This window comes from Kouleothrix sp. (assembly GCF_046328425.1).
In the GTDB taxonomy this organism is placed as follows: Bacteria; Chloroflexota; Chloroflexia; order Chloroflexales; family Roseiflexaceae; genus Kouleothrix.
This window is the reverse complement of the sequence record NZ_JAXLWP010000013.1, coordinates 107,200-124,675: the sequence shown is the minus strand read 5'-3', so window position 1 is coordinate 124,675 and position 17,476 is coordinate 107,200. Positions and strand designations below refer to the sequence as shown.

At 66.6% G+C, this 17,476-nt stretch carries 11 protein-coding genes; 6 read left to right on the top strand and 5 right to left on the bottom strand.

The genetic code is table 11. From position 1 onward, the window contains the following. Positions 1-181: 181 nt before the first annotated feature. Both U0177_RS13790 and U0177_RS13785 read right to left on the bottom strand, forming a co-directional pair. Positions 182-565 carry a response regulator gene (locus tag U0177_RS13790; protein WP_409571216.1) on the bottom strand — a complete coding sequence of 128 codons (384 nt, stop codon included), beginning with the start codon at positions 563-565 and terminating at the stop codon, positions 182-184. A 118-nt stretch (positions 566-683) separates the two neighbouring features. Continuing rightward, complete coding sequence (locus tag U0177_RS13785) at positions 684-1,451, bottom strand: inositol monophosphatase family protein (RefSeq protein ID WP_409571215.1); 768 nt, start codon at positions 1,449-1,451, stop codon at positions 684-686. A 74-nt stretch (positions 1,452-1,525) separates the two neighbouring features. Between U0177_RS13785 and U0177_RS13780 the strand changes: the two genes are divergently transcribed. Beyond that, on the top strand, positions 1,526-2,485 hold the full coding sequence (locus U0177_RS13780; RefSeq protein WP_409571214.1) for an MBL fold metallo-hydrolase: 960 nt from the start codon (positions 1,526-1,528) through the stop codon (positions 2,483-2,485). A gap of 36 nt (positions 2,486-2,521) precedes the next feature. Continuing rightward, positions 2,522-3,175 carry an HAD family hydrolase gene (locus U0177_RS13775; protein ID WP_409571213.1) on the top strand — a complete coding sequence of 218 codons (654 nt, stop codon included), beginning with the start codon at positions 2,522-2,524 and terminating at the stop codon, positions 3,173-3,175. Here U0177_RS13775 and U0177_RS13770 read toward each other — a convergent pair. Continuing rightward, the gene (locus tag U0177_RS13770) at positions 3,164-3,763 is read right to left on the bottom strand and encodes a peroxidase-related enzyme (protein ID WP_409571212.1); all 600 of its coding nucleotides are present in this window, start codon (positions 3,761-3,763) and stop codon (positions 3,164-3,166) included. The genes U0177_RS13775 and U0177_RS13770 overlap by 12 nt on opposite strands. 109 nt (positions 3,764-3,872) lie before the next feature. Between U0177_RS13770 and U0177_RS13765 the strand changes: the two genes are divergently transcribed. Next, on the top strand, positions 3,873-4,628 hold the full coding sequence (locus U0177_RS13765) for a DM13 domain-containing protein (protein WP_409571211.1): 756 nt from the start codon (positions 3,873-3,875) through the stop codon (positions 4,626-4,628). A gap of 8 nt (positions 4,629-4,636) precedes the next feature. Here U0177_RS13765 and U0177_RS13760 read toward each other — a convergent pair whose 3' ends face one another. After that, the gene (locus U0177_RS13760; protein ID WP_409571210.1) at positions 4,637-6,724 is read right to left on the bottom strand and encodes a hypothetical protein; all 2,088 of its coding nucleotides are present in this window, start codon (positions 6,722-6,724) and stop codon (positions 4,637-4,639) included. 271 nt (positions 6,725-6,995) lie between these two features. On the opposite strand from U0177_RS13760, the gene U0177_RS13755 reads away from it, so the two are divergent. Together U0177_RS13755 and U0177_RS13750 are read left to right on the top strand one after the other, a co-directional pair. Next, the gene (locus tag U0177_RS13755) at positions 6,996-9,881 is read left to right on the top strand and encodes a VWA domain-containing protein (protein WP_409571209.1); all 2,886 of its coding nucleotides are present in this window, start codon (positions 6,996-6,998) and stop codon (positions 9,879-9,881) included. Positions 9,882-10,803: 922 nt separating this feature from the next. Next, entirely contained in the window at positions 10,804-12,357 is a 1,554-nt protein-coding gene (locus tag U0177_RS13750; protein WP_409571208.1) for an arginine decarboxylase, read from the top strand. Positions 12,358-12,512: 155 nt separating this feature from the next. On the opposite strand, the gene U0177_RS13745 is transcribed toward U0177_RS13750, so the two are convergent. Further along, positions 12,513-13,817 carry an MFS transporter gene (locus U0177_RS13745; protein WP_409571207.1) on the bottom strand — a complete coding sequence of 435 codons (1,305 nt, stop codon included), beginning with the start codon at positions 13,815-13,817 and terminating at the stop codon, positions 12,513-12,515. A gap of 638 nt (positions 13,818-14,455) precedes the next feature. Between U0177_RS13745 and uvrA the strand changes: the two genes are divergently transcribed. Then, positions 14,456-17,470, top strand: a complete 3,015-nt coding sequence (gene uvrA / locus U0177_RS13740) for an excinuclease ABC subunit UvrA (protein WP_409571206.1) — start codon at positions 14,456-14,458, stop codon at positions 17,468-17,470. Positions 17,471-17,476: the final 6 nt, after the last annotated feature.

Here is a 17,476-nt window from a genome sequence, read left to right as displayed (position 1 = left end):
TTTGATCACTTTCTTTGTGCGATGCCATTGTCCATGGCATCGCACAAAGAAATTTCGGGGGCAGCGAAGCCGCCCTCGAACCCTACATACAGCAAGTGATTAGCCGAATGTGGTATAAGACCAAGCCCGCTCTGAGCAACAGAGCGGGCTTGTTTGCGCATGATGAAACCGACAGGCGCTACTAGGCGGGTGGGTCGGCGGCAGGCTGTACGTAGCGCGTCACATATTCAAGCAGCATCTCGATATCAAAGGGCTTGGCAAGATACTCGATTGCCGCAACGCCCATCACCTGCTCGGCCGCACGCGGGCTGGCGGTCATCAGCACCACCGGAATATCGTTGACGCCCTGCTGCTGGAGCATTTCGAGCAGCCGGAGACCATCCATCTGGGGCATGTACATATCCATCAAGATAAGCGCGGGCGGCTGGTCGACAATCAGGGCCAGCGCCGCTGCACCGTTCGATGCCGAGCGAACCTGATAGCCCTCATCTTCGAGCAGCTCCACGATAAGGTTCAGGATATGCGCTTCGTCATCGACGACAAGGATATGACCAGAGCGCTGCATAGCTCTCCTCATGGCACAACAGCCAGATCGACTGGGCTATTATAGCATGCTTGCATGGCGTACGTGCTTGGCCGTCGCTCGGGCATATGAAAAGCGTATCTCACTTTAGGCGTTGGGCCTAGCGTGGATGCAGCACCGCGCGCAGCGCCTCGGCGTGTTCGGGCGCGCCAAGAAGCAGTGGGCTCTCGGCGCTGCGGCCATCGAGGATCGTCTGGCAATCGAACGGCGCCCCGGCCAGATCGATCGCCGTGCCGCCGGCCGCGTACAAGATAGCCAGGCCAGCCGCGACATCCCAGATCGAGTATTTGCTGATCAGCGCGCCGATCGCGCTGCCGCGCGCGGTGTAGCAAAACGTGCCGACAGTCGCGCCGATGCTGCGCGTCTTGCCGATAAAATCGAGGGTATAGCGGCGATGTGAGTTCGAGGGGGTTGAAATCCAGTCGTCGCCGGTAAATGGGCGCGGCTCGGCCACATGGATCGGCTGGCCATTCCAGAATGCGCCGCCCGTCGGGCCGGCCCAGTAGCAGTCGTCGAGCAGCGGCAGATAGATCACGCCAAGGTACGGCCGGCCGTGGCGCAGCAAGCCTAGCGAAACACCCCAGATTGGCAGGCCGGCGATGAACACAGCCGTGCCGTCAAGCGGGTCGATCGCCCATAAAAACTCCTGGTCGATCGAGCGGCGAGTCTGTTCTTCGCCAATAATGCCGTGATCCGGAAAGCGCTCGGCCAGGCGGGTGGTCAGCAGGCGCTCGATCGCCAGATCGGCCTCGGTGACCCAGCTGCGATCGGGTTTGCGCTGCGCCGCCACGTGGTTGAACGAGCGCAATGCGACCGCCCCGGCCTCGCGCGCCCAGGCGATCGGCTCCTCGATAGAAATATTAGTCATCGTCCTCCTCCAAATCCAGATACGCGCGAGTGTATGGTATCATATCTGGCCGGCATCACAAAGAGGAGCGCCACGTGGAAGTCGCCGACGGAATTTTTCAGATCCAGCTGCCGCTGCCCTTCCCGCTGCGGATCGTCAACTGCTATGCGCTGCGTGACGGGGCGGAATGGACGATCGTCGACACGGGGCTACACTACCCGCCAGGCGAAGCGGCCTGGCAAGTCGCTTTCGAAGCGTTCGGCATACGGCCGGCGCAGATCGGGCGAATTGTGCTGACGCACGCGCACCCCGACCATTTCGGCATGGCTGGATGGCTAGCCGGGCAAAGCGGCGCGCCGGTGCTGCTGGCACCCGGGGAAAACGCCTTCGCCGAGCGCGTGTGGCACAACGGCGCAGCCAACGAGCAGGCGATCGTCGAATTCTTCCGCGCACACGGGCTGCCGGCAGGCCTAGCCGAGCAGGTGCGCGAGACCATGGCCGAGAACCGCGCGATGACCACGCCCTGGCCCGAAGTTACAGCGCTGGCGCCGGGCACGGCGATCGAGATTGGCGCGCGGCGGTTCGAGGCGATCGCCACGCCAGGGCACAGCGACGAGCACCTGGTGTTCTACTGCGCCGATGAGCGGCTGATGCTGTGTGGCGACGCCGTGCTCACCAAGATCACACCGAACGTCAGCCGCTGGCCCGACGGCAACCCAAACCCGCTGGCCGATTTTCTGAGCTCGCTGGAGCGGCTGGGCGATCTGGACGTAGCGCTTGCGCTGCCGGGGCATGGGCCGCTGATCGACAAGTTTGGGCAGCGGCTGGGCGAGCTGCGCCAGCATCACCACGAGCGGCTCGAGATGATGGCGCGGGCCGCCGGCGACGGCGCGACCGCGTTCGAGGTATGTACGCGCGTATTCCCCACCAGCACGCTCTCACCGCACCAGCTGCGCTTCGCGATTGCCGAGACGCTGGCGCACCTGGAGCACCTGGTGAGCATAGGCCAGGCCGAGCGTATCGAGCAGCCGGCGATCATGTATCGCGCCGCCTAGCCGGGCAGGGGCGCTGAGTATAGGCTGACGAAGCGAATGCAATACCAAGCAATCTTGTTCGATCTTGACGACACACTGTACGACCTGCGCTCGTACTGGCGCGTGCGGCTAAGCGAGGCGCTCGCCGAAATTAGCACGCGCTACCCGCAGCTCGAGCGCGACGCCCTGGTGCGCGAGGCCATCGCGCAAAAAGTGTACATCGACAAAATGCCGGGGTTTTTGCGCAGCCTCGGCATCGACGACGAGCCGCTGATCGCCGGAACGCACAACAGCTTTGGCCGCGACTGGTTTGCGCGGCTGGTGCTCCACGACGACGCACCGGCTACGCTTGAGGCGCTGCGGCCGCACTACAAGCTTGGGTTGGTGACAAACGGGCCAAGCCGCACGCAGCGCCCGAAGATCGAGCAGTTCGGGCTAGGCGCCTTTCTAGACGTGCTGATCGTATCGGAGGAGGCCGGCGTCGCCAAACCCGACCCGGCGATCTTCCGCCTGGCGCTGGAGCAGCTGGACGTAACGCCAGCGCAAGCGCTGTACGTTGGCGACTCGCTGGAGTTCGACCTACCGGGAGCGGCGGCTGCGGGCATGCCGTTCATCTGGATGAACCCGCGCAATGAGCAGCTGCCGGTGCACCTGCCGCGCCCGCTAGCCGAGATCACGCGGCTGACCGAGCTGGTGCAGCTACTGCTCTGAGCCAGCAGGCTGGCGGGCCATGCTGTGATACTCGCGATTAGGGCGCAGCTCGAGCGCGCTGGCAACGCGGTTGCTGTAGTTGAAGAACGCCGCGGTTTGGATGATATCCATCACATCTTCGTCGCTGAAGCCGTGCGCGCGCAGCTCGTCGATATCGGCATCCGAGCAGGTATCGGACGCGCGCGTTATCTTGACGGCAAAATCGAGCATGGCGCGCTGGCGCGGCGTAAGCGCTGCAGCGCGGTAGTTCGCCGCAACCGTATCGGCCAGCACCTCGTCTTTGGCGCGCACGCGCAGCACCGCCCCGTGGGATGTCAGGCAGTAGAAGCAGTGATTCTGCGCCGACACCGCCACCGCGATCATTTCACGCTCGGCCTTGGTCAGCCCCGAGTCCTCGATCATGATCGAGTCGTAGAGTGCCACGAAGCCGCGCAGCTGCTGTGGGCGCAGCGCGTAGGCGCGGTACACATTCGGTACGAAGCCGGGCTTGGCGCGCATCTGATCGAACAGCGCGCGGACATCGTCGGGCAGCTGCGCCTCGTCGGGCACCGCCAGGCGGCTAATGCGGGCGTTGGGCTGGTCGCTCATGGTAAGACCTCCTGTGATACTCTCGTAAGAACTCGATTGGCGTAACGTAAGAAGTGGGCTCGATACTCTATGCAAGGCAGGCAGTAGCGCGTAGAGAAAGGGGCCAGCAATGTTCGCCAATATGATCCGCAGCTGGAATGCGATGTCAACCTACCGCAAGATCCGGCGCGTGATCTCGCTCGGGCTGATCGCATTCGGCATATGGGCGCTCTCGCCATACTTGTATACCAGGCGTGTGAACGAAGCCTTTCCCGTGCCAGGGCCAGCCGCGATGAGCGAGCCCACCGCCATGGCCGCGCAAGATGCGATGGCCAAGCCCACCGCGATAGCCAATGCGATGAGCGAGCCCACCGCCATGGCCGCGCAGGATGCGATGGCCAAGCCCACCGCGATGGCCAATGCGATGAGCGAGCCTACCGCCATGGCCGCGCAAGATGCGATGGCCAGGCCCACCGCGATGGCCAATGCGATGAGCGAGCCTACCGCCATGGCCAATGCAATGAGCGAGCCGGTGGCTCTTTCGCGCGGCAGCTTTGTGCCCGGCAGCACACCAGGCGACCGCGCCAGCGGCAGCGCAACGGTGTATGCAATCGAGCACGGAACGCAAGTACTGCGGCTAGAAGACTTCGCAACCACCAATGGGCCGGATCTGTTCGTGGTATTGTCGGGCAATGCCAACCCCGACGCCGACGGCATTGGCGCAAAAGAGCACTACGTGCAGCTGGCCGCGCTGAAGGGCAACCAGGGCAACCAGAACTACGATCTGCCGACGAACCTCGACTTAGGCCAGTATAAGTCGGTGGTGATCTGGTGCCGCACCTTCAACATCGTGTTTGGCTACGCGGCGCTGCAGCCGGCTAGCTAGTACACACCTTACATCCGCCGTACGACCAGCACGCGCCTGCCAGCGCGATCCCAGCGCTGCAGCACAAACCCCGGCTGGCCAAGCTGGCCGGGGATAGCTTCGAGCAACGGCAGAATACGTGGAGCATCGGCGAGGCTGCTGAAGCGAAACTTGCCGACGCGCGCTACGATACTCGGCTGGCCTGGTCGGCGCTCGACGACGAGCTGGGCTTGCGCCTCCGCCGGCGGCAGCGCCGCCAGCAGGTAGATCGACGGCGTATCGATAGCATCGGTATCGAACCACACCTCATCGAACTGTGCGGCGTAGCCGGCCGCGCGCGCGCAAGCATCGATCAAGGCATCGTAATTAGGCGTAGCCGGCGCCAGGCCCGCCGCCGGGCGAAGCAGCCAGCCAGCCATGGGCCAGCAGATCAGCGCCGACAGCGCCAGGGTAAGCCCGCGCTGCGCCGGCTGGCGCCAGCGCGGGCCGGTGCCACGGCCAATCGCCCATAGCAGCGCCGCCGCGCCGGCGCCCACCAGCAGCGCCAGCAGCGGTACGAGCAGCACGGCAGGTGGCGAGCCAGCTGGGAGCGCCGCGCCGGCTGGAAGCGGCGCAATCAGCAGCGCGCCTGCCAGCAGCCACCAACCGGCGGGCACAGCCGGGCGCGGCGTTAGCGGCCCAGGTGCGCGGCGAAGACCAAGGGCCAGCCGCAAGGCAAACAGCCCCAGACCCAGCAGCAGCAATGGAACGGCGGCGCTAGCAACCGGCGGGTAGCCGCCGAGCGCATCGGCGCGGCCGCCAATGCCGGTGGCGGGGCCGCCTGGCGCCCTCAACAAAGCACCGTAGGCTTGCCACCAGGCCGCGAGCCGGCTCGGCTCGGCATTCATTCTCAGGCCAATGGCCGGGTTCGCCAACACAGCATAGCCAAATGGCAGCCAGAGCAGCGCCAGCAGCGCCAGTGCCGGCCAGCAGCGCGCAAACCAGCCCCGGCCATACCGGAGCCGCGCCAGCAGCAAAGCCACAAGCACCAGCAGCGGCAGCGCCAGGCGCAGCGAGCGATCGGCATACACCGCAACGCCAGCGGCCAGCGCCAAGCCGGAAGCCGAGGCACGGCCGGCATACCCAACGAACCGCAACGCCGCCAGCAGCGCCAGCACCCACAGCGCCGGCGCCAACGCCTGCGGCGCGGCGACGCGCCCAAGGCCGATCAGCCAAGGCGCCGCAGCAGCAAACAGCCCGGCCAGGGCAGCGGCGGCACGCGGGATCTGCAGCCGCAGCGCGAGGGCGTAGCAGAGCGGGGCCAGCAGCGCGCCGGCAAGCGCGGCAACCAGCCGCCCAGCAAGCGGCGTAGCGCCGAGCAGCGCGACCAGCGGCAGCTCAAGGTAGGTCAGCAGTGGAGCATCCCACCCACCCAGCCCCTCGATCGCGGCGATCGGCAGCACCTGGCCGAGGTGATCGCGCCCGGTTGCCAGCAGGTGCCAGGCGTCGGCCAGGCTTACGGCCTCGGCCGGGCCAAGCGCAATCGGCGATCGCCAGAGCGCGGCCAGGCGCAGCGCCAGCGCCAGCACAAACAGCGCCGCCTGTGGGCCAAGCCCATTGGCCGCGCACCAGGCCCCGAGCAGCGCCGCCAAGCCCAGCAGCGCTGTAGCGAGCAGCGCTGCCGCCACCAGGCGCGGCGAAAAGCCAAGGGGATACGCGCGCAGTTCGACAACCTGCACGCCGAGGTAGCGATGGTCGTCGAACGGCGAGCGATCGGCGGTGCTACGCAGCACCAGCGCCGCTGTGCCGGGCGGTAGCTCGGCATGGTAGCTGGTAGGCAGCTCTGGCACATCGAACGCCGCCAGGGGCTGCGTATCGGCTAGCAGCGCCACATGCGGCGGCGCCCGGCCAGGCCAGCGTGGCGCGGCCAGCGTCAGCTGAATATCGATCGGCGCCGAGCTACGCCAGATCGGCACTACCAGGCGGTCGCCCGTCCAGCGATAGGAGGTTTGATCGCCCTGCTGGGCATACCAACCGCGCACGTCGGCCCAGCGTATCGGCGATTGCGCGCTCAACACCAGCAGCAGCGCGGCCCACAGGCCCAGCAGGGCCAACGGCAGATGCCAGTAGCGGTTCATCGTCTCTCATCAACAGGGCGCGGTTGATGCGCGCATTATACCGCCAGCGCCAAAACGCACAATCTCATGTTATACTGCTGCGCAACGATACAGCTTCGTAACGGTGCATAAGTACGCGGAGGCCCGCGTAAAGAGATGTTCTGAGGGCACGGCCCTCTACGATGGTCTTTTGCCGTTCGCTGCCGCTATGGCTGCAAACGGCAAAAGGCGGTTTTCGGTGGCGAGTGCACCGCCCCACGCCCCACCGCGTAACCTGTGTAACGGTGAGGACATGCCGCACCTGTCGTTTGTGACACCGGCAGCACTCGCGCTGCTGGCGCTCGCGCCACTGCTGTGGGCGCTGGCGCTGCTGACGCCCCGCCGCGTTGCGCGCTGGCGCTTTTGGGCGAGCCTGCTGCTGCGCAGCGCCATGCTCGTGGCGCTGGTGCTTGGGCTAGCCGGCGCACAGCTAGTGCAGCCGGTGCGCGCGCTCACCACGGTGTTTCTGCTCGACGCCTCGGACTCGATCGCCCCAAGCCAGCGCGAGCGCGCGGTCCAATATATCGACCAGGCGCTGCGCAAGCTGCCCAGCGGCGACCGCGCGGCCGTGGTGGTCTTCGGCGCCGGCGCGCTGGTCGAGCGCGCTCCAGCCCGCTTATCGGCGCTAGGCCAGATCAACTCGCTGCCGGTCAGCACCCGCACGAACATTCAGGAGGCTATGCAGCTCGGGATCGCGCTGCTGCCAGCCGACTCGCAGAAGCGGCTGGTGCTGCTCTCGGATGGTGGCGAAAACAGCGGCCACGCGGTCGAGGCCGCGCGGCTGGCGCTCGCGCGCGGCGTGCCGCTCGACGTAGTGACGCTCCGCAGCGAGCGCGGCGCCGACGTCATTCTTACCGCCGTCGAGATGCCGGCGCAGGCGCGCGAGGGGCAAGAGGTCGCGCTGACAGTTGCGCTGACCTCGAACATAGCCACGCGCGGCCGCCTGCAGATCCTCGTCGACGGGCAGCTAGCGCGCGAGCTGGACGTCGCCATCCCGGCCGGGGCGAGCAGCGTGGCGGTGCGGCTGCCATCCGGCACGGCGGGCTTCCGGCGAATCGAGGCCAGGCTCGCGGCCGATGGCGACACCGAGCCACAGAATAACCGCGCCGGGGCTTTCACCGAAGTGCTCGGGCCGCCGCGCGTGCTGCTGATCGCCGCCGACCCCACGCGCGCCGCGAACCTCCAGGCCGCGCTTGAGTCGACTGGCGTGCGAACCGACCTACGCGCGCCGAACCAGGCCCCCGCCAGCCTCGACCAGCTGAGCAACTACGCCGGGGTGGTGCTCGTCGATACGCCCGCGCGCGACGTGCCGCGCGAGCTGCTACGCGCGCTGCCCAGTTATGTGCGCGACCTGGGGCGCGGCCTGGCCATGATCGGCGGCGGCGAATCGTTCGGCGCCGGCGGCTACCGGCGCGCGGTGCAGGACAACAGCGGGGCAAGCATCGAAGACGCGCTGCCGGTGAACCTCGACCCGCTTGACACTGCGCAGCAGCCTGACCTGGCGCTGATGCTGGTGATCGACCGCAGCGGCAGCATGGGCGAGCCAGGCGGCGGTAGCCGCACCAAGCTCGATCTGGCCAAGGAGGCGGTATACCAGGCCACGCTCGGCCTGAGCAAGCGCGACCAGGTGGGCCTGGTGGTGTTCGACGACGCGGCCGAGACGATCCTGCCGCTGCAAAAGCTGCCATCGACCGTGGAGATCGAGCAGGCGCTTGGCCGCTTCGACCAGGGCGGCGGCACCGATATTCTGCCTGGCTTGCAGACAGCGGCGAACGCGATCAGCGGAGCCAACGCCAAGATCAAGCATATTATTCTGATGACCGACGGCCTGGCGCCCAGCAACTACAGCCAGCAGGTCGACGAGCTGCGCGCGGCGGGTGTGACGATCTCGACTGTGGCGATCGGCAGCGACGCGAACCCAAACCTGGAAGACATTGCCACGCAAGGCGGCGGGCGCTACTATAAGGTGGAAAACGCCGCCGCCATCCCGCGGATCTTTCTGCAAGAAACCGTGATCGTGGCCGGGCGCGACATCATCGAAGGCAAATTCACGCCGGCCGTGGCGCTGCAGGCGCCGGTGGTGCGCGGGCTTGGCGGGCTGCCACCGCTGTATGGCTACAATGGCACCGAGATCAAGCAGGCCGCGCGCGCCATTCTGGTGACACCCGACGGCAAGCCGATCCTGGCGCAGTGGCAGTATGGCCTGGGGCGCGCGGTGGCGTGGACGAGCGACTTCAAAGGCCAGTGGGGCCGCGAGTGGGTCGGCTGGGATCAGTTCCCGCGCTTCGTGGGCGGCCTGGCCGATATGCTGCTGCCGCCGCGCCCGTCCGGCACGCTCACGCTGCGAGCCAGCGCCAGCGCCGGCCAGACCGCGTTTGAGCTCGACGCGCAGGACGACCAGGGCCGCACGGTTAACCAGCTCACGATTCGGGCGCAGCTGGTCGCGCCCGATAATACCAGCGCCCCGCTGAACTTCAGCCAGATCGGCCCCGGCCGCTACCGCGCCACCGCCCCCGCCGACACGCCGGGCGTATACCTGGCGCGGCTGGCGGCTACAAACGCCGATGGCCAGCCTATTGGCACAGCCGCCACTGGGCTGGTGGTGAACTACTCGCCGGAGTATGGCGAGACGCGCGACAACCCACAGCTGCTGCGCGACCTGGCGAGCCTCACTGGCGGGCGCGCCGACCCTGCCGCCGAGACAGTGTTCGACTCGCCGGCACAGGCTGTCGGCACTGTCACCGAGATCAGCCTGCCGCTGCTGTGGCTGGCGCTGCTGCTCTGGCCGCTCGACATTGGCCTGCGCCGACTGTTCCCGCGGCTGGGCGAATTAGCGCCCTGGCTAGCGGCGCTCCGCCCCAGGCCAGGCGCGCGCCCGGCCAGCCCAGAGCGCGGCGCGACACTAAGCCGGCTTGGCGCCGCCAAGCAGCGCGCGCGCGACCTGCGGGCCGTGCCCGAGCTGCAAGCACGCCCGGCCGAGCCAGCCGCACCAATCTTTCAGGCTGCCGCCGAGCCAGCCGACCAGCCGCCCACAGCGCCAGCCGAGCCAGCCGCGCCAGCGCCAGCCCCGAGCGACGACGACCAGTTCGCCCGGCTGATGGCTGCCAAGCAGCGCGCCCGCAAACAGCGCCAGCAGTAGCATGAAACCCTGCCGCGCCAGCCGCGTAGATCATTAGGAGTTACGCACTTGCGTGCTTCGGGTTCCTCACGGTACGAGATTGAGCCTGCGGCAGCAGGGTACTTGTTCATCTTCTGTGAACGGTTTTTCCGCGCGGAACGCGGAAAAACCGTTCACGATACAGAGAACAGTACCGCTCTGCCTTTGGCAGAGCCCGCCAACTGCGCAAGTCCTAATCATTATTGAACAATCGAGCCAATCGAAGACGGCTTCATACGCGGAATGCCAAATTGAGCTTTGCAATCGGTTTCGGCATCCAAATTTGCTTCTAGCAAAAAGCGCGTTTTACCTCTTGACAAACAGGTAAAACGCGCTATAATTTCGCACTGGTGAACGAATTCACCAGACGTTATTCGGGCTCTCCGGCACGCGGCGACCGCCCCGCGAGGCAACTGACCGACGTGTTACCGCCAGGGGAGATGGCGCCCATTGCATTGGGCCAGCCATCCGGGTGGCGGGTCCGGCGAGCTTTCCCAGAGGGATTATGGACGGTAAGGCCAACTTACAGCACCGCGACTTTTCACGCTGTGCCACGCTGAATCACCCACCTGGTGAGTCGGCGCCTGCCGCCCTGCCCCAGCGTCGCTAAGCGACGCCTGCCTCTGCCGCACGCGCCCCTGCACCAGCCGGTGTAGGGGCTTCTTCTTGCCCTTCAGCCTGGCCTGCGCCCGTCGCTCGACTGGATGCGCCACGGCGCGTCATTGCGCCCTGAAACCAGGATGGAGAAACCCAAGATCACACAATCTCTTCGCCCGGCCTACCCAAACCATATTCGACAAGCAAGCCGCCGCACTGCGCGCCGCGCGCCGTGTGCCGGCTTCAGGCTGCCGTTTTTTCAGATTGCGTCGCGCGTGACACGCGCATATCAAGGAGGGCACCAGCATTGAGCAAGCAGTCCTATCTCGACTACATTCAGAATCGGTACGGCATTGAGTCCGAAGGTATGCTGACTGATTTTCTCAGTCGCCGGGATGGGCGGCTGCTGCTTGCAGACCGCATCGACCTTAGCGCCATGGCCGAACGCTACGGCGCACCGCTGGAGATCGCCTACTGCCCGCTGATCACCACCCAGGTTGAGCGCATGCTCGGCTGGGCGGCCGGCGCGCGCGCGGAAAGTGGCTACGAGGGCGAGTTTCTGTACGCCTACGCCACCAAGGCCAACTTCGCCGAAGAGGTTGTGCGCACCGCCCTTGCGGCTGGCGCGCACTACGAGACATCCGCCACCGCCGACGTGTTGATCGCGCACCATCTATGGCGGCAGGGCGTGTTGCCCGACACGCGCTACCTGTTCTGCAACGGCTCAAAAGAGGCGAGCTACGTCGACGCGATCGTGGCGCTGCGCGAGGCCGGCTACGCGCGCGTGGTGCCGATCCTCGACGACCTGGCCGAGCTCGACGCATACCTGGCGCGCTGCACGGAGCCGCTGCTGCTCGGCGTGCGCGAGCGGCACTTCGCCGATGTCGTCAATCCGGCCCATCCCGGCGGCGAGCGCTTTGGGCTGACCCAGGACGAGATCGCCGAGGTTGCACGGCGGCTGGCCGGCACGCCGCACCAGCTGGTGGTGTACCACGCGATGGTCGGCAGCCAGCTCGAAGATATGGACGGCTGGATGGCGCGGCTCGAGCGCTCGGCGGCAGCCTACTGCCGGCTGCGCCAGCAGGTGCCGACGCTGCGCGCGTTTAACTTTGGCGGCGGCATGCCCACCTCGGCGTACGCGCTCGGCTTCGCCTTCGACTACCCGGCATTTCTACGCCGCCTGATGGCCAGCCTCGCGACGGTGTGCGCCGAGCACGGCGTGCCCCAGCCCGACATTATCGGCGAGTTTGGGCGCTACACCGTGGCGAACCATAGCGTCTACCTGTTCGAGGTTGGCGCGGTGAAAGCCGCGCAGGCCTCCCAGGCCGAGCCGTGGTACTTGGTCAATGGCAGCATGATGGTGTCGCTGCCCGATACGCTGATCGTCGAAGACCAGCAGTTCATTGTGCTGCCGCTCGAGCGCTGGGATGCCGAGGCGCGCGGCGTGCGGCTGGGCGGCCGGCGCACCTGCGACTCGGACGACATGTTTCCGCGGCCGTCGCAGCCGCCGCTGATGCTGCCCGATGCCGGCGCAGGGCTGACGGTAGCGGTGTTCGGCGTAGGCGCCTACCAGCAGATGATCTCGGGCCGCGGCGGCGCGCACCACTGCCTCAACCCCGAGATGAGGCGGATCATTATCGAGCAGGACGACGACGCGCTGGTGGTGCGCGAGGTTGCCCCACAAAACCTGGGCGCGATCATGAGCCTGCTGGGCTACGCCACCGAGCAGCTGGAGCCGGTTGCGCGGCCGATGCCGGCCGTGCGGCCTGAGCCGGTGCGCGCGAATCGGCGCCGCCAGCTCGCGCCGCGCCCACGCTCGCTGGTGGCACGCGCCGGGCGAGCATCGGCGCCGGCCGCGTAGTACCACGTGCGTCGTTCGGCACCGCAATGAGACACATTTGCCTGCGGTGGCTTAGCGCGATTTTCCGCGCGGAATGCGGAAAATCGCACTTGAGCAATAGTCACGGCGCGCTCTGCCGAAGGTAGAGCGCGCCAGCTGCGTATGTCGTCAAGTAATCAAGCTCTGCGCTCGGCTTCGCCAAGCGCCCCCTCGGAACGCACCTCGGCCGCCACTGCTGCATCGCCATTCAGCCCCGCGTGCCGGAGGGTGCGCGCGTAAAGCACCAGAGTTGGCGCCAGCAGCGCGCCAGCCACCGCAAGTGCGGCCCGCAACGAGAAGAACGTACCGATCGCACCAACCACTGGCCCACCCACAGTCTGGCCGAGCGCGTTGCTCTGGCTGCCGATCGAGAGCACGGTCGCGCGCGTCTGAGGGCCGGTCTGCTGAACCAGCCAGGCGCTGTAGAGCGGGCCGCTGAGCGAGTGCAGCACAGCCTTGAGCGCCAGCATAGCGAAGGCCAGCGCGAAGCTGCCGGCCAGCGCAAAGGCGATCACGCTTGCGACGATCAGGCCATTCAACACCAAGAGCACGCGCGCGGTCGACCGGCTGCTCTGGCTGATCGTGTCCAGCCGGCGCTGGAACGCCGCCGTGATGGCCATGCTGACGATCGCCGTCCCGATGTTGATGATGCCAAACCACACCACCGGCTTGAGCGCGCCAAGCGACGGGAAGCTGAAATCGAGCAGGATGTGCGCCTCCCACAGGCGATCGAAGCCCTCGCTGGCTGCGCCGCCAACCAGGTTCACGGCCAGCAGCGCCAGCAGCACCGGGCTGGCGCGCACAACGCGCGCACCAGCCGAGAACGTACCAAACATCGCGCGCCACGAGGCGCGCTCGGCCTGCGGGGCCGGCCGAAAGCCACGCTCGGGCATATACAGCGCCAGAAAGACGCCAAGCGCCAGGTAGAGCGCGCCGCCCAGGATCACCGGCAGCGCCAGCTGGACGCTCGCCAGGCCGACACTGGCGAGCACGCCTAAAATGCCGACGCCCCGGCCGACCTGAGCCGCGCGTAGGTAGGCCCGCCCGACCTGCTCCTCGCCAACCTCGTCGGCCAGCCAGGCATCGGTGGCACCGCTGAGAAAGGTCTCCCCAACGCCACGAATCGCCTCGGCTGCCAGCACGCCGGCCAGCAGCGGCACCGCGCCCTCGAGCACAAAGGCGGCCCCAAGGATGACCGTACCAATGATCACCGACAGCCGGCGGCTGTATGTGTCGGCCACAACGCCGGTTGGCACCTCGAACAGCAGAATGACGCTTTCTAAAACCGTGCCGACCAGCACAAGCTGGAATGGATTCATGCCGACGGCGCTGACATAGTAGACCGCCAGCACGGTAAACATGAGCGCACTGGCGAACGTAGATACACCGCTGATAACCAGATAGACAAAGAAGGCGTCGAGCCTTCTGCGATGGCGAAGCATAGGTGCTCCTCAATAAATATGCCGTACGCGGCCGGGGCTTTGCCCTCGGCAGGGCGCGCCTCTTGTTCTGTATGGCGACCAGAATCGGCGCACAGAAGCGCGTACGTACCACGCTGCCGCAGGCTGAAATCAGCCTCTATTGCGGGCGAGCGCGTAGCTTGTGACAATACAGCGAGCGGCCAGCGCGCATCCGTTTGCCAAACGGGTATGCTCGTGGCCGCCAGGTATACGAAAGCCACAGGCGCGCGCCCGTGGCCACAGGTTCAAGATCGTACGTGGGCAACTTCGTGCGAGGTGCGTCAGGCGGAAGCTCGCGGGCGGCGCGCCGCCCACGAATTCCCTTCTTCTGCCGCAGTGCAGCAGAAGCCACAGCAATCCAACGAAGTTGGTATGATTGGCCGGAAGGTGCGCTTAGACGGGCATTCCCCGCATGGAGGCCGAAGAAAGCCCAAAGTTGTTCGTAGTGGCTGCCATGTGCGCGCCCTCCCTCTCGTCGATTGCTGCACCAGTGTAGCACAGCGGCGACGGCGGGCAATCGGCCCTTGGGCCGATGCACGCGACGGCGCATTTGTCGGCATGCCCAACCTATGCTACGATACGAGTTTGTGACAGCATACAGATGAAAGAGCGCAACATTCATGCCCGGCGACCAGATCGTTGTGCGCGGCGCACGCGAGCACAACCTCAAGAACATCGATGTCACCATCCCGCGCGACCAGCTCGTGGTGATCACCGGGCTCTCCGGCTCGGGCAAATCGACGCTCGCGTTCGACACGATCTTCGCTGAAGGCCAGCGACGTTATGTTGAGTCGCTCTCGGTGTATGCCCGCCAGTTTCTGGGCCAGCTGAACAAGCCCGACGTCGACGCGATCGACGGGCTTTCGCCGGCGATTGCGATCGACCAGAAAGGCAACACCCGCAACCCGCGCTCGACCGTCGGCACTGTCACCGAGATCTACGACTACCTGCGGCTGCTGTTCGCGCGGATCGGCCACCCGCACTGCCCGATCGACGGCCGCCCGCTTGAGCGCCAGACCACGCAGCAGATGGTCGACGCAATTCTGGCGCTGCCCGACGCCACCCGCCTGCTGCTGCTGGCGCCGGTGACGCGCGACAAAAAAGGCGAGCACCAGAAAGTGCTCGACGACGCGCGCAAGAGCGGCTTTGTGCGGGCGCGGATCGACGGCGCGGTGCGCGACCTCGACGAGGAGATCAAGCTCGAAAAATACAAGCCGCATACGATCGAGGTCGTGGTCGACCGGCTGGTGATCCGCCATCCAGCCGCCGACGACGAAGGGCGAAAGAGCAAAGCCCAGGCGGCAAGCAGTTCGCCATCGGCCCTGCGCCCTGCGCCGGCTACCAACCACCCCGACCGCATCCGCGTGTCGGACTCGGTTGAGACGGCGCTCAAGCTGGGCAATGGCATGCTGGTGGCGCAGATCGTCGGCGAGGGCGCGGCGCGCGACCTGACCTTTTCGCAGCAGTACGCCTGCCCGGTGCACGGGCCGATCAGCCTGGGCAACCTCGAGCCGCGCGACTTCTCGTTCAACAACCCAAACGGCGCCTGCCCAACCTGCGGCGGCCTCGGCGTGATCCGCGAGATCGACCCCGACTTGGTGCTACCCGACCGCGCGCTGACGCTGGCCGAGGGCGCAATCGTGCCCTGGAGCCGCATGAGCCGGGCGCAGCGCCGCTACTTCGACGACGTGCTTGAGTCGCTGGCCGAGCATATGCGCTTCTCGATGCAGGCGCCGGTGCGCGAGCTGCCGCCCGACGCGATCGCCACGATCTTGTACGGCTCGAACGGCGATATTATGCCGCTGCGCTACCACATGCGCGGCGAAGAGCGCGTCGTCAACGGCCCGTTCGAGGGCGTGATCCCCAGCCTGCGCCGCAGGCTCGAGGAGGCGACCGACGAGGCCGAGCGCGCCGAGATCGACCAGTATATGACGCCGCGTACCTGCACCACCTGCAACGGCGCGCGGCTGCGCCCCGAAGTGCTCGGCGTGACGATCGGCAGCCAGAATATCGCCCAGGTGGCGGCGCTGCCGGTGGAGCAAACGCTTGTCTGGAGTGAGACCCTGCTCAAAGACCAACGACCAACGACCAACGACCAAAGCGCGTCGTCAGGGGGCGATGCCTCATCTTTGGCCCTTGGTCCTTCGCCGGTGGCCGAGCTGACATCGCGCGAGCGCATGATCGCCACGCCGATCCTGAAGGAAGTGCGCGCCCGGCTGGCCTTTCTGGCCGATGTGGGCCTTGGCTACCTGACGCTCGACCGCACCGCCGCCACGCTCTCGGGCGGCGAGTCGCAGCGCATCCGGCTGGCGACGCAGATCGGCTCGGGGCTGATGGGCGTGCTGTACATCCTCGACGAGCCGAGCATTGGGCTGCACCCGCGCGACCATCACCGCCTGCTGGCGACCATCCAGCGCCTGCGCGACCTGGGCAACACCGTGCTGATCGTCGAGCACGACGAAGACACCATCCGCGCGGCCGATTGGATCATCGACATCGGGCCAGGCGCGGGCGAGCACGGCGGCGAGCTGATCGCCAGCGGGCCGCTCGCGGCGATCGTGGCCGAGCCGCGCTCGCTGACCGGCCAGTTTCTGAGCGGGCGGCGACGCATCCCGGTGCCGCGGCGGCGGCGCGCCGGCAACGGCAAAAGCCTGGTCGTCAAAGGCGCGCGCGAGCATAACCTCAAGAATATCGACGTAGCCCTGCCGCTTGGCACGCTGATCTGCGTCACCGGCGTGAGCGGATCGGGCAAATCGACTCTCGTGACCGACACGCTGTACCCGCGCCTGGCCCAGGCGCTCTACACCACCCGCGCGCGCGCCGGGGCGCACGACAGCATCTACGGCATCGAGCACCTCGACAAAGTCATCGACATCGACCAATCGCCGATCGGCCGCACGCCGCGCTCGAACCCGGCCACCTACACCAAGGCATTCGACCCGATCCGCCAGCTGTTTGCACAGGTGCCCGAGGCGCGCGCGCGCGGCTACGACGCCAGCCGCTTCTCGTTCAATGTCAAAGGCGGGCGCTGCGAGCACTGCAATGGCGAGGGGCTGATGCAGATCGAGATGCAGTTCCTGCCCGATATCTTCGTGCCGTGCGAAGTATGCGGCGGGGCGCGCTATAACCGCGAGACGCTCGACATCCGCTACCGTGGCAAGAATATTGCGGAGATCCTGGACATGACCGTCGAAGAGGCGCTGGCATTTTTCGAGCGCGTGCCGGCCCTGCGCGAGAAGCTGCAGACGCTGATGGACGTCGGGCTGGGGTACGTGCGGCTCGGGCAATCGGCGACAACGCTTTCGGGGGGCGAGGCGCAGCGTATCAAGCTGGCTACCGAGCTGGCGCGCCGCGCCACCGGGCGCACGCTCTACATCCTCGACGAGCCGACCACCGGCCTGCATTTCGCCGATATCGAGCGGCTGCTGCACGTACTGCAGCGGCTCGTCGACGCCGGCAACACCGTGCTGGTGATCGAGCACAACCTGGATGTGGTCAAAAGCGCCGACTGGATCGTGGATATGGGGCCGGAGGGCGGCGACGCAGGCGGGCGGGTTGTGGCCGCAGGCACGCCCGAGCAGCTTGCCAAAGTGGCCGAGTCGCATACCGGCGCATTTCTGCGAAACATGCTATAGTACCAG